Origin of the sequence: Rhizobium sp. NLR22b (assembly GCF_019685295.1) — a bacterium.
Classification (GTDB): Bacteria; Pseudomonadota; Alphaproteobacteria; order Rhizobiales; family Rhizobiaceae; genus Rhizobium.
The window spans coordinates 562,114-575,263 of the sequence record NZ_JABDWM010000001.1 but is presented as its reverse complement, the minus strand read 5'-3'; the positions used below and the strand labels follow the sequence as shown (position 1 = coordinate 575,263).

The window sequence follows — 13,150 nt, the reverse complement described above, 5'->3', positions numbered from 1 at the left end:
CCGCGCCAGGCTCTTTTCTTTTCCCCTCATGCCATTTCGCCGGCGCTGCTTTGCCGTGCACAATTTGACTCGACAGCCTTCGCCGGACTATTTGAACCTGTGCCGTCTGTCCGGCGCGTGAACCGGTTGGAGTTAGTCATGATCGGCAGATGGCGCGGCTCGCATGCGGCTCTGACAGGGCTTCTGGTCGCAACGATGGTGCTCGCCGGCTGCGGCGGCCGACCGGTCGGGGTGATGCAGGCGGCCGGCACCGTGCCTCCGGGCACGTCGAAGGTCGATCTCCTGGTGGCGACGACGCGCGCTGCCGATGACAACCCGGCCGTGCTTTTCTCCGGCGAACGCGGCACGGGGCTTGCCGAACGCCGTCGATGTCTCGATTCCGCCGGAAGCCAACCGCACGGTCGGCCAGGTGCAATGGCCGAAGCGCCTGCCGGCCGATCCGCTCCGTGACTTCGTCACCGTTTCCGTCGATCCGCTTGAGGGCGAGCGGGCAGGCGAGAGCTGGCTGAAAACCCATATGCCGAAGAGCCGCCGCGTGCTCGTCTTCGTGCACGGCTTCAACAACCGTTATGAAGACGCGGTCTATCGTTTCGCGCAGATCGTCCACGATTCGCATGCCGACGTTGCGCCCGTCGTCTTCACCTGGCCGTCGCGCGCCAGCATCTTCGATTACAATTACGACAAGGAAAGCACCAACTATTCCCGCGATGCGCTGGAAGAGCTGCTGACCCGCACCGCCGCCAATCCCGCCGTCAGCGACGTCACCGTCATGGCCCATTCGATGGGCACCTGGCTGACCGTCGAAGCACTCCGGCAGATGGCGATCCGCAACGGTCACGTCGCTTCGAAGATCAACAATGTCATCCTTGCCTCGCCGGATCTCGATGTCGACGTCTTCGGCCGGCAGTTCATGAGCCTCGGCAAGGACCGGCCGCATTTCACCATCTTCGTCTCCAGGGATGATCGGGCGCTGGCGCTGTCGCGGCGCATCTCGGGCAATATCGACCGGCTCGGCCAGATCGATCCTTCCGCCGAGCCTTACCGCAGCAAGCTGGAGGCGGCCGGCATCACCGTGCTCGATCTCACCAAGCTCAAGGGCGGCGACCGGCTGAACCACGGCAAATTCGCCGAAAGCCCGGAAGTGGTGAAGCTGATCGGCGACCGGCTGATTGCCGGCCAGACGATCACCGATTCCAATGTCGGCCTCGGCGAGGCCGTCGGCGCGGTGGCGATGGGGGCGGCTCAGACGGCCGGAAGTGCGGTCAGCGTCGCCGTCAGCACGCCGATCGCAATCTTCGATCCGCGCACCCGGCGCAACTACGATGCGCAGCTGAAGCGGCTCGGCCAGTCGATGGACAACACCGTCGGTTCGGTCGGTGACAGTGTCGGCGCCGGCCTGCCCGAAAGCCAGTAAGAATTCCGCGGAGTAATTCCAGCAAAAGTGCACGGCGGTTTCGCGTTTCGGAATTGCCTAAATCCAAAAGGTTAGAGCGGTTCCGCGTTTCCGTGAAAAACTGAACCGCTCTAGGCAGCATCGCTGATCTGATATATCAGGTTTGCGAACGGCGATACTGTATGCCGTGCGGGTGGGTTGATCGCATGACGGATGAGACGAAGAAGAAGGTGGCTGTCGTCGGCGCGGGCGTGATCGGCGCCTCGATCGCTTTCGATTTGCAGCGGCGCGGATTTCAGGTCACGCTGATCGACAAGGGTGAGCCCGGACGCGGCACCTCTTTCGGCAATATGGCGAGCATCGCGCTCGATTTCGCCGCCGGCTCCGGCCCTTCGACCTGGAAGAAGATCCCCGGCTGGCTGCTCGACCCCGAAGGCCCGGTCTGGCTGCGGCCGTCCTATGCCGCCAAGATGCTGCCCTGGTTCCTGCGCTTCCTCGCCGCCGGCCGGCCTTCGCGCTTGAGGGAGATCGAGGATGCCGGCATGAGCCTGTCGCTGCGGGCGCTCGCCGATTTCCGCGAAATGCTGAAGGCGATCGGCGCATCCGATCTGCTGACCGAGGAAGGTTGCCTGGCGATCTACGAGACGGAGGCTGAGTTTACCGCCGATCGCGGCCACCTCGCCATGATGCAGCGCTACGGCCTCGAATTCGAGGTGTTGAGCAACGGCGCCATCCAATATTATGAGCCCGCCCTGTCGTCTGTCATCGCCAAAGCGGTGCTGCTCCCCGACAATAAGTCGGTCCGCGATCCCTACAAGCTGGTGGTCAAACTGACCGACGCCGCCCTGGCGGCCGGCGCAACCTTCGTCTCCGGCACCGTGAGGAATATCGAGCGCAAGGGCGATGGCAGCGTCGTCGTCCTCCTCGACAATGGCAGCCGTGTCGAGGCGGCTTCCGTTGTGCTTGCCGCCGGCGTCCACACCCGTTTCCTGGCGGCCAAGCTCGGCGAACCGATCCCGCTGGAGACCGAGCGCGGTTATCACACGCAGATCATGAAGCCCGGCATTTCCATGCGTTACTCGCTGATCTGGCCGCATCGCGCCTTCATGGTGACGCCGACTGCCGGCGGCATCCGCGTCGGCGGCAATGTCGAGCTGGCCGGGCTTGACGCCGCTCCCGATTTCCGCCGTCCGCGGGTGCTGGTGCGCCACGCCCAGCGCGCGCTTCCCGGGCTGAAGGCCGAGGAGACGACGGAATGGATGGGTCACCGCCCGGCCTTGCCCGATACGATCCCGATCATTTCGCCGTCCTCGAAGATGCCGGGGGTTTTTTATGCCACCGGCCATGGCCATCTCGGCCTGACATATGCCGCGACGACAGCGCGGTTGATCGGCGATATGGTGAGCGGAGCAAAACCGTCGGTCGACATGACCCCGTTCCGGATAGACCGATACTGAGCAATTCCAGGAAAAGTGTGAAGCGGTTTTCCGTTCGGAATTGCGTTAAAACAAAAGTTAGAACCGCGTCGGCGGCATCAGCCGTCACGTCCGAACTGGAGTTTCGAGATGAGATGGAAGCGCACGATCCAGCTGCTGGACGTTCATGCCGAGGGCGAGATCGGTCGCGTCGCGATCGGCGGCGTTCCGAAGATCCCCGGCGATACCATCGCCGCCCAGCTGCATTGGCTGAACACCGATCCGAAAGGTGACGAGCTTCGCCGCTTTCTCTGCCTGGAGCCGCGCGGTGCTCCGATCGGCTCGGTCAACCTGCTGCTGCCGGCGAGGCACCCCGACGCCGACGCTGCTTTCATCATCCTGCAGCCCGACCAGGCACATGCGAGCTCCGGCTCGAACTCGATCTGCGTGACGACGGCCTTGCTCGAATCCGGCATCGTCGAAATGAAGGAGCCGGAGACGATCGTGACGCTGGAGACCGCGGCCGGTCTCGTCAAGGCGGTGGCGACCTGCCGCGACGGGCGCTGCGAGAAGGTGAAGCTCACCATGGTGCCCTCCTTCGTCCATGAGCTCGACATCGGGATCGACACGCCCCATTGGGGAAAGATCAAAGCCGATCTCTGCTATGGCGGTATCTTCTATGCCCTCGTCGATGTCGGCCAGATCAATCTCACGATCGAGAAGGCCAATGCGGCCGGCCTCGTCCAGGCCGGCATGATCCTGAAAGAGCTGATCAACCGCGACATTAAGGTCGTCCATCCCGAAATCCCGGCGATTTCAGGCGTCGCCTATGTGATGTTCCGCGATATCGAGCCGGACGGCACGGTGCGCACCTGCACCACCATGTGGCCAGGCCGGGCCGACCGCTCCCCCTGCGGCACCGGCAATTCCGCCAATCTCGCCACCCTTTATGCCCGCGGCAAGGCCAAGGTCGGTGACGTCTTCACCTCGAAGTCGATCATTGGCTCGGAATTCGAGGTCGGCCTGCAGGCAGTGACCGAAGTCGCCGGCCGCCCGGCGGTCATCCCCACCATCACCGGCCGCGGCTTCACCTTCGGCCTCACCCAGGTCGCGCTCGATCCCTTCGACCCGCACCCCGGCGGCTTTGCTTTGACGGATGTCTGGGGGCCGCAAGCTGGGGAGATTTGAGCGGCGTCGAACCGAGGAGATTGGGCAAGCCGGCCCCTCATCCGGCTGCCGCCACCTTCTCCCTGTAAACGGGGCGAAGGGACCATGCCGCGACCTCTCCGTTCCCCACCAACCTCTCGCAGGGCATGTCCCCTCGCCCCGTTTACGGGGGTCCGCAGGACGGGTCGAGACCAGTGGCTCGACCCAGGTAAGGGCTAGGGTGAGTGGCAGCCATTATGCGCAACCGGACCGCAATGACCTTGGACCGAGGCTCCCAGCTTGATTTAAGTCCGGCCGCTTGGACGGCCCTGGAAATGCTCGACCGTTTCCGCAAGCTGCACCCATCCATGTTTCGATTGCTCGAATACCGATAGTTCAGGCGGCGCAAAGGCCGGGTCGGCAAGTGACCCGATCGCCACCCCGATCCAAAGTGGCGCGGCATCGGCCTTCCAATAGACGGTCGACCCACACGTTGGACAGAAATGCATGCGGACCTGACGACCGCTGTCGGCGGTCCGAATGAATTCCGTAGACGTTCCAGATATTTCGACACAGTCAATCGAGTAGAACGCATTGGCGCTGAATGGTGCACCGGTTCGCCGCTGGCAGGCATAACAGTGACACAGCGCGGTCAATCGTGGTGGTTCGCTAAGCTTCAATTGGAGAGCGCCACAGGCGCATTGGGCATCGGCCATGGAAACTCCTTCCGCTTGCGCGGTGAGATACGTTGACATTGTGGGCTGAGGAGCAGGCCGGAACCGAGACTCACTGCGGTCGGCGTTGCGCAAGGGCCGAGACCTGATGCAGTTTCAGGCTCGCGAATACCAGCGTAAATCGGCAAACTGCCGAAGTCTAGAGCATGTCGCGCAATTGCGTGCAGCGGTCTTGCGCTGAAGACAGGCGAAAACAGAAGATGTGCAGCATGACACGCGAGCCCACCTGACCATTTGTTTAATACTGGCCGCTCGTCTTTCGAAACAGTGCGACAAGACTTCCAAGCCAGCCTCGACGACCCGTCGGCGCATCAGCGACGTTGCGCTATCCTGGCGCTGACCTGATCTGCGGCAAGGCTCTCGGCCGGCGCCGGCCTGCCAAGCAGGTAACCTTGGCCGATATCGCAGCCGAGATCCTGAAGCCGTTGAAGTTGGCTTTCCTCTTCGATGCCTTCGGCCGTTATCGTCACGCCGAGGCCCGCGCCGAGAGCGATAATGGCCTTGATCACCTTGTCCTGCTTGTCGTTGGTTTGGAACGAAGCGACGAAACTCCGATCGATCTTGATCTTGTCGAACCGGTAGTTCGAGAGCTGCGAGAGGCTGGAATAGCCCGTGCCGAAGTCGTCGAGAGCAATCCGGACGCCGGCGTTCACCAGATCGTCGAGGACGATTCGTGCGGTGACGGCATCCTGGATGATGGCGCTCTCCGTCACCTCCAGCTCGATCCTGTGCGCGGGCAGGCCGACATCGCCCAATATCTTCAGAATCCTGAGGCCCAGCAACCGGTCGCTCAGCTGGATCGGAGACAGGTTGAACGACAGAACCAGATGATTTGGCCAGGAAAGCGCATCGCCACAGGCACGGCGCAGCAGTTGGTCCGTCAGGTCGACGATCAGACCGGCCTCTTCCGCCACGGGAATGAACTCGTTCGGCGGGATGAATTCGCCGGATGCCGTCTTCCAGCGCGCCAGCGCTTCGAAGCCGATAATTTCCTTCGTCTTCAGGTCGACGAGAGGTTGATAATAAGGAACGATCTCAGCGTTCTTGATGGCGGCTCGCAGATTCGCTTCCACCCGGATCCGCTTCGCCAACTCCTCCTGCATCGAAGGGACGAAGGGCTTCACCAGATTGCGCCCCTGCTTTTTCGCCACATACATCGCACAGTCCGAATGGCGAATGACCTGGCTTAGATCGTCGCCGTTTTCAGGATGGAGCGCGAGTCCGACACTGGCGCCGAGATCGACGGCGACGCCATTGAATGTGAAGGGCTTGCTGATCGCGTTCACGATGCGGTTCCCCAAAGCGACGAGATCGGCATTTCCGGTGCGCCGCGCCAGAACGACGAACTCGTCGCCACCGAGGCGGAAAACGCGCTCACGCGGAAAGAGGGAAGAAAGCCGCTGAGCGACGGCCTTCAGCACCGCATCGCCGTGATCGTGCCCGAGGAGGTCGTTGATCTTCTTGAAGCCGTCGAGATCGATGCTGAACACGGCATAGCTTTCGGGCGCCCGTTGATCGATCATCGATTGCGCGCAGACGGACTCCAGAAATCTGCGGTTAGGCAATTCGGTCAGCGTGTCGTGACAGGCAATCCAGTCCACGTTCTTTTCGGCCTGCAGCCTGCGGTTAACCTCTATCGAGAGATCCCGGATCCTCAGCGCCGAGTAGATCAGCCCGAGAAAGCCGGACATGTTGAGGGCAAGCAGCGCGTGGTCCAGCGGAAAGTCATCATGCTTCTCGATGAACTCATCCAGCCCCTCATGCCATTGGAAGCGCCAGGACAGGCAGAAGAGAAGCAGGAAGATCAGGAGCCAGGCCAATATCTCCATCTGCGGTCTGGTGGGTCGGATGCGAGGCATATGAACAGGCTCCTGGTGTGTGAAGAGCCATCATGGCCAGCCAGCAGACCGCATCGTCCGCGACAGTTTTCCATCGGCAACCCCGTCGCCGTAGGACGGCATCGACGGGATAGAAGGCCGCCACAACTCATTTGGGCGGAGTGAAAGCGTCGGCAATTCGATATCGGTTAGCTGCGCGGCATCGAAAAGTCCGGAATATCAGTGTGGTCTTCGAAGGTTAACCGCGCGTTTCCGGGTCCGAGACGTGGACGGTTCGCTGCGCGCAACGGATATCTTCGTCGCAAATTGGACGCGGCTCATTGCGCTCGACGCCGAAACCGACGTGCTACATCTTGGCCATCAAAGGCCCGTCGGGGAGAGGGGGGGTGATCCGGCTCGCCGAATTCAGGCGGCATCCCGAATGTCGAAGCGGGTCACCTTGCCGTCCCGGAACCGGAACATGTGCCCGACCGTCTTCTGTCCTTGAAGGGGTTGGCCTTGCAGGTCACGGACCGACTGCCGGACGTCGGCGATGATTGCGCCGTCCGCTGTCCGGTGAAAACCGAAGGGCTCGACGTGGGGATCAATCATCGACCACTGACGCGTCCAATATTCCCGCACCGCCTCGCGCCCATGGACGTGGCCGCCATCCATGCCGTTGGCCCAGACGACATCTTCGGCCAGCGCTGCCAGCACGGCGTCTATGTCCCGTGAGTTGAAGCGCTCGTAGATGTGTTGAAGAATTTTGACATCGCCGTCCATTGCTCTCTCCTTTCAGAGGTGCGGGGTTGCGTTTCGAGCCCGCTTCGCGACGAACCATCTCCTTCATTTTGCTCTAAGCGGTCAACCGGTTCAAAGCTCCGCCTCGCGCAGCAGCCCGTTCAGGCGGACCGCCCATTCCGTGTTGCCAGCTCTGAACGGACCGAGCGCATCGCCGGCTGGTTCGGGAAGATCGCTTGCCGCGGCGGCAAAGCGGTGCGCCTGCTGGCGATCTCCCAAGGCCCGGTGGCAGCACGCCTGAATGCGCAGCAGCGCCGGCCAGTCAGGCCGCGCCTTCAGCGCCGTACGCCCGGTCTCGAGCGCGCCGTCGACGTCGCCGGAAAAGAACCGTGCGAGCATCAGCAGGCTGAACCAGACGCCGTTCTGCGGATCGTGCGGGTTGAGTTCGAGGCCGTGCGCCAAGGGCTTCAGCGCGCCGGCCGCATCGCCGCAAAACAGGCGAGCCATGCCGAGGACGAGATGCCCCAGGGCGAAGCTCGAACCGAGCTCGATCGCCCGTTCCGCCGCCAGGATCGCCTGCTCGGGTCTGCCCGTGTAAACCGACACGATCGCCAGCGCATAGTGTGAGTACGGATTTCGCGCGTCGAGATAGATGGCCCGCAGCGCCGCATCCAATCCTTCCTTGCCGTCTTCCGCAGGGTTATCAGTCCAGCCGTAGGCGATCAGGCCGGCATTCACCCGCGCCCGCCAGATCTGCGCTTCCGGAAGCATGGGGTCGAGCCCAGCCGCGTCGCGGAAGAAACGGCGTGCGAGAAGGTGGGTGGGCTGCGTGACCTTGTGAAAATTGAACGTGCCTTGCCGCACGAGATCCCAGGCCGTGATGTTGCCGGTATGGGGAGCAACCGGAAGCCCGTGGCGCAGCAGCAGCTCGGGTTCGACCGCCGCTGCAATCCGCTCGGCGATGGCGTCCTGCACGGCGAAGAGCTCGGCCAGCTGAAGATCGTAATGTTCGGACCAGATCGTGGCGCCTTTCGCGGTCTCGGCGAGGTGCACCGATATGCGGATCCGATTGCCGCTCTGGCGGATCGCCCCATCCACCAGGAAATCGACGCCGAGGTCGCGCGCGACAGACTGCGGATCCTTCGAGCCATTCCTCCTGCTGAAACTCGCCCCCCGTGAAGCGACGCGGAACCATCTGAACCGGGCAAGCGCCATGATCAGGTCGTCGGCGACACCGTCGGCGAGATATTGTCTTTCAGCATCGCCGCCCAGATTTTCGAACGGCAGGACGGCAATTCCCGGGATCGGACCGGCCTCGGCATGCCGGCCGCTATCGGCGCCGTCAGTGCGGCTCTCCACCTCACCGGAAAATCTGTAGCCGACCCGAGGGACCGTGACGATCCATTCGCCGCCGTCCGATGCGGGTCCGAGCAGCTTGCGAAGGGCGGCAATCTGAACGGAAAGATTGCTTTCCTCGACGGCCAATCCCGGCCAAACGGCGTCCATCAGGGCGGACTTCGAGACCACACCGCCCTGTGCCGAAAGCAGTGCGGCGAGCAGCGAGGCGCCGCGGGCGCCGATGGCGACAGGCCTGTTGTCGCGGAGCAGACATCCGTTCTCGGCAATGAACCTGAGGTGACCGAATGCAAGGGGCTGCGTGTTCATGGCCGCAATGATACGCCGATTTCGCAGCTTTTCGGAATTTTTCGGCTCTGCTTCAGGACTTGCGCCGGCTGAGCGCGCAGAGTGGCGCCATCGCAGCGGTCGAAGTGGTGAGAGCGATGACGAACCAGGCAACGCAATCGAAGAAATCCGAACCATTCCTTGCGAGCGTCGTGCGCGCCGGCGGCAGCCATGTCGCCAGGCAGTGATCGGTCTATTGTTCCGGCGTCTCGGCTGAAAGCACCGGCTCAACCATGCTGTGGCTCGGGACGATTTCGCTGCCCGCGGGGCGGCGAACCGGCGCCCACCGCCATGAGGGACACGAGACGGCGCTTTTGATGACCGCCGGTCGGGAGATCGAGATCTGGTCGGGAGCAGCGCTGGAACGGTGTGAAACGGTTCGCCCCGGCGATTACCTGTTCATTCCGGCCGGCGTTCCGCATGTCGCCGTCAACCGCAGCAGCGAAGACGCCGAATTTCTCGGCGCTCGCAACGACCCCGCAGCCAATGAGAGCGTCGTTCTCATGCCGGAGCTCGACACGATCGTCCCCTGATGCATGTCGCCCGGAACCCTGCAACGGCTCCGGGGCGCAAAACCGCCGCAGGCTTTTGCGCGGCATGCTCCAACCACACCGGGAGGTGCATTATGGCCATCATCGAACAACGTCTGGCCGAAATGGGTCTGGAATTGCCCGAGCCTTTGAAGGTTCGCGAGGGGCTGCGTTTGCCCTTCGCCTGGGTTCGCCTGCGCGGCACGCGCGCTTACATTTCCGGTCATGTCGCGTGCAACCGCGATGGAACACTGGCAAATCCCCTTGGCAAGGTGGGCGCCGAGGTTTCGCCGGAGGAGGGCTACGCGTCGGCGCAGCTCGTTGCGCTCGCCCATCTCGCCAGCCTCAAGCGGGCCCTCGGAGACCTCGATCGGGTCACGGCATGGCTTCGCGTCTTCGCCATGGTGAACGTTGCTTCTGACTTCAACGAAACGCCGCTGGTCACCAACGGCTATTCGGATCTGATCCTGGCGCTGTACGGGCCTGATGTCGGCGCCCATGCCCGCTCGTCCATCGGCATGGCCATCCCCTTGAATGCGCCGGTGAACTGCGAAGCGGAAGTCGAAATCGACGGGTGACGGAAGCGCACCGACGCTTTAGTAGACGAACGGATCGACCTCGCCCGGCTGGGCGCTTGCCTCCTTCGGATAGATCACCCCCTTGCGCAGGATGATGTTGGCATAGAGCCTGGGCTCGCTGGTCTGGATCAGCGCATGGGCGGCCCGCACCCGACCGTAGAAATCCTGGCCGACCAGCGGCACCACCTGGCGATGCGGCTCGTGGCGGGCGCAGCAGTCGATCATCTCCTCATGCACCGGATCGAGCTTGTCGCGCTCGGCCTTGACAGTCGAGCGGAAGATCGCTTCCGGCACGAAATCGTCGATCGGCAGCACGCTGAGCACGGCGTCGAGCACCGGGATGAGGTGGTGGCCGTCGAGCCGGATCAGCCGGCGGGCATCTTCGACGCCGGGATAATTGCCGTCGACGATGGCGATTTCGTCGCCGTGGCCCATGGCCCGAAGTGTGAAAAGCAATTCCGGGCTCAAGAGCGGATCAAGTCCCTTCAGCATGGTCTACCTCCTTGAAGAGTACGTTCTGGTCGGTGAGATAGCGCGCAAAGATCGGCAGGCTGGCGCCGCCGATGGCGCGTGCCTGCGCGCCGACCGCGCCCTCGATGATTTCGGGCATGACGACGCCCTGCAGGTCGAGCTTGGCGGCTTCGTCGATCGTCGCCTGCACGATGCGGCTGCGCACCCAATGGGGAAAGCCGCCGTCGATGACGGCGGCGCTGAAATCGACGATCGAGGCGGCGGCGACGATCGCCTGCGCGAGCGCCTTGGCGGTGTCCTGGATCCATGCCTCCATCGGCTCGCCGAAATCCACCCAGTCGTCGGCCGAATACCAGAGCGGCTCGGGATCGATGCCGCGCTCACGCAGCATGTTTTCCAGCACGAAGATCGAGGCGATTTCGAGCAATTGCTTGGTTTCGCCGTTCCTGTCGCGCACCGGCAGCGGCCCGATTGCGCCCGCCGTGCCGGTACGGCCGGAAAAGATCGCCGAATTCAGGACGATGCCGCCGCCGATGAAGGAGCCGATGAAGAAATAGACGAAGTCGGGATAGGACGGGCCGACGCCGAAGACGAGTTCGGCGCCACAGGCGCTGGTCGCATCATTCTGCAGGAAGACGGGATGGGAGACGCGCGCGGCGATATCGGCCTGCAGGTCGACATCCCGCCAGACCTCCATGGCGCCCGGCGGCGCTCCGACCTCATCGGCCCAGTTCCAGAGTTCGAAAGGCGCGGCGATGCCGAGGCCGGCAATGCGGCCGCGCTGCTTTTCGTCGAGCTGGTCTTCGATCTCGCGGATGCCCGAGGTGACGAAGGCGAGGATTTCATGCGGCAGCGGATAGGCATAGGTCCGGTGCAGCTGCATCCGGATGCGGCCGACGAAATCCATCAGCACCAGATCGGCGCTGCGCCGACCGATCTTCAGGCCGAAGGAATAGACGGCGTCGGGATTGAGATGCATCGGGATCGACGGCTGGCCGACCCGGCCGCGCACCGGCGCCCCGCGCGACAGCAGCCCTTCCTTTTCCAGGACCCGCATGATGACCGAGACGGTCTGGGCCGAAAGCCCGCTGCGGCGCGCGATATCGGCCTTCGACAGCGCGCCGTAAAGGCGCACCAGCGACAGCACGAGCCGTTCGTTATAGGCGCGCACCCTGACCTGGTTCGCACCACCGGCCGGATTTAAAATTGGCGGCGGGACCGGTGTGTGTTCCGGTCCATCCAAAGACGACATGGCCGCTCCTCCCGAGCGTTCGCCTCCTTCTCCCCATCGAAGGCGATTTAAAAACATGCAGCAGCTCAAGGCGGTACAGCGTCCTTCGCGTCTGAAACGCGCGGCGCTCGCTGTGCACCCCAATTCGGTCGAGCATGCCACATCGAATTAATAATTCAATTGGATTTATTTATTGACAAGCGGATTTCTTTCGCTCTTAATTGCTATCGTCAAGGGCACGGGCGGCTTTGGAGCGACAGCGACTGAGCGAAGTGTCATATTTTGAAAATTCCGGCCCGCAGAGGCGGCGCCGGCAAACTCTGGGAGGAGTTCATGAAGAAATCAGTTCTCGCTTTTGGCGCGCTCGCGCTCGGTGTCGCTTTTTCTGCTCCGGCGATGGCGGCTGACGTTTCCGCCTGCCTCATCACCAAGACCGACACCAATCCCTTCTTCGTCAAGATGAAGGAAGGTGCGACGGCCAAGGCCAAGGAACTCGGCGTTTCGCTGAAGTCCTACGCCGGCAAGATCGACGGTGACAGCGAAAGCCAGGTCGCAGCGATCGAAAGCTGCATCGCCGACGGCGCCAAGGGTATTCTGCTGACGGCCTCCGACACCAAGGGCATCGTGCCTGCGGTCAAGAAGGCCCGCGACGCCGGCCTGCTGGTGATCGCGCTCGACACGCCGCTCGAGCCGGCCGATGCCGCCGACGCCACCTTCGCCACCGACAACCTGCTCGCCGGCAAGCTGATCGGCCAGTGGGCCAAGGAAACGCTCGGCGACAAAGCCAAGGACGCCAAGGTCGGCTTCCTCGACCTGACGCCGTCGCAGCCGACGGTCGACGTCCTGCGTGACCAGGGCTTCATGATGGGCTTCGGCATCGATCCGAAGAACCCGGACAAGATCGGCGACGAAGACGACAAGCGCATCGTCGGCCATGACGTGACGAACGGCAACGAGGAAGGCGGCCGCAAGGCCATGGAAAACCTTCTGCAGAAGGATCCGAGCATCAACGTCATCCACACGATCAACGAGCCGGCCGCTGTCGGCGCCTACCAGGCGCTGAAGGCCGTCGGCATGGAAAAGAACGTGCTGATCGTCTCGGTCGACGGCGGCTGCCCGGGCGTCAAGTCGGTCAAGGAAGGCGTCATCGGCGCCACCTCGCAGCAATATCCGCTGCTGATGGCATCGCTCGGCATCGAGGCGATCAAGAAGTTCGCCGACTCGGGTGAAAAGCCGAAGCCGACCGAAGGCAAGTCCTTCTTCGACACCGGCGTCTCGCTCGTGACCGACAAGCCGGTTTCCGGCCTCAAGTCGATCGACACCAAGGAAGGCACCGACAAGTGCTGGGGCTGAGCCCGATCTATTGAAAGAGCAGACGGCCGGGGCTTGATCCCCGGCCGTTTTGGACGGA

10 protein-coding genes and 2 pseudogenes are annotated in these 13,150 nt (G+C 62.9%); 6 read left to right on the top strand and 6 right to left on the bottom strand.

The features are described 5' to 3' along the window. Positions 1-138 precede the first annotated feature (138 nt). From HJC00_RS02690 to HJC00_RS02680, 3 genes and pseudogenes are all read left to right on the top strand, one after another. Positions 139-1,414: pseudogene (locus HJC00_RS02690) on the top strand (alpha/beta hydrolase). Positions 1,415-1,599: 185 nt separating this feature from the next. Then, positions 1,600-2,850 carry an FAD-binding oxidoreductase gene (locus HJC00_RS02685; RefSeq protein ID WP_210629389.1) on the top strand — a complete coding sequence of 417 codons (1,251 nt, stop codon included), beginning with the start codon at positions 1,600-1,602 and terminating at the stop codon, positions 2,848-2,850. 108 nt (positions 2,851-2,958) lie between these two features. Continuing rightward, complete coding sequence (locus HJC00_RS02680) at positions 2,959-3,996, top strand: proline racemase family protein (protein WP_221153826.1); 1,038 nt, start codon at positions 2,959-2,961, stop codon at positions 3,994-3,996. Between the two features lie 263 nt (positions 3,997-4,259). Here the strand turns inward: HJC00_RS02680 and HJC00_RS02675 are convergent, their stop codons facing one another. The 4 genes from HJC00_RS02675 to HJC00_RS02660 all read right to left on the bottom strand — a co-directional run bounded on the left by HJC00_RS02675 (position 4,260) and on the right by HJC00_RS02660 (position 8,911). Then, positions 4,260-4,670: a GFA family protein gene (locus HJC00_RS02675; RefSeq protein ID WP_210629387.1), complete on the bottom strand. Its 411-nt coding sequence runs from the start codon at positions 4,668-4,670 to the stop codon at positions 4,260-4,262. 329 nt (positions 4,671-4,999) lie between these two features. Further along, a complete protein-coding gene (locus HJC00_RS02670) occupies positions 5,000-6,547 on the bottom strand; it encodes a bifunctional diguanylate cyclase/phosphodiesterase (protein WP_221124282.1) in 1,548 nt (515 codons plus the stop codon). Positions 6,548-6,931: 384 nt separating this feature from the next. Then, positions 6,932-7,288 (bottom strand): nuclear transport factor 2 family protein, encoded by a 357-nt coding sequence (locus HJC00_RS02665; RefSeq protein WP_210629385.1) that lies wholly within the window; start codon positions 7,286-7,288, stop codon positions 6,932-6,934. A gap of 90 nt (positions 7,289-7,378) precedes the next feature. Continuing rightward, positions 7,379-8,911, bottom strand: a complete 1,533-nt coding sequence (locus tag HJC00_RS02660; protein ID WP_221124281.1) for a winged helix-turn-helix domain-containing protein — start codon at positions 8,909-8,911, stop codon at positions 7,379-7,381. Between the two features lie 116 nt (positions 8,912-9,027). On the opposite strand from HJC00_RS02660, the pseudogene HJC00_RS02655 reads away from it, so the two are divergent. Together HJC00_RS02655 and HJC00_RS02650 are read left to right on the top strand one after the other, a co-directional pair. Next, positions 9,028-9,462, top strand: a pseudogene (locus HJC00_RS02655) (cupin domain-containing protein). A gap of 92 nt (positions 9,463-9,554) precedes the next feature. Then, positions 9,555-10,037, top strand: coding sequence for a RidA family protein (locus HJC00_RS02650; protein ID WP_221163597.1), 483 nt, complete (start codon positions 9,555-9,557; stop codon positions 10,035-10,037). Between the two features lie 18 nt (positions 10,038-10,055). Here HJC00_RS02650 and HJC00_RS02645 read toward each other — a convergent pair whose 3' ends face one another. Then, complete coding sequence (locus HJC00_RS02645; RefSeq protein WP_221124278.1) at positions 10,056-10,529, bottom strand: RbsD/FucU family protein; 474 nt, start codon at positions 10,527-10,529, stop codon at positions 10,056-10,058. Beyond that, entirely contained in the window at positions 10,513-11,760 is a 1,248-nt protein-coding gene (locus HJC00_RS02640; protein WP_210629380.1) for an ROK family transcriptional regulator, read from the bottom strand. Before HJC00_RS02640 ends, HJC00_RS02645 begins: the two co-directional genes overlap by 17 nt. Before the next feature lie 312 nt (positions 11,761-12,072). Here HJC00_RS02640 and HJC00_RS02635 point away from each other — a divergent pair, with 312 nt between their 5' ends. Further along, positions 12,073-13,092: a sugar ABC transporter substrate-binding protein gene (locus tag HJC00_RS02635; protein ID WP_184460047.1), complete on the top strand. Its 1,020-nt coding sequence runs from the start codon at positions 12,073-12,075 to the stop codon at positions 13,090-13,092. Positions 13,093-13,150: the final 58 nt, after the last annotated feature.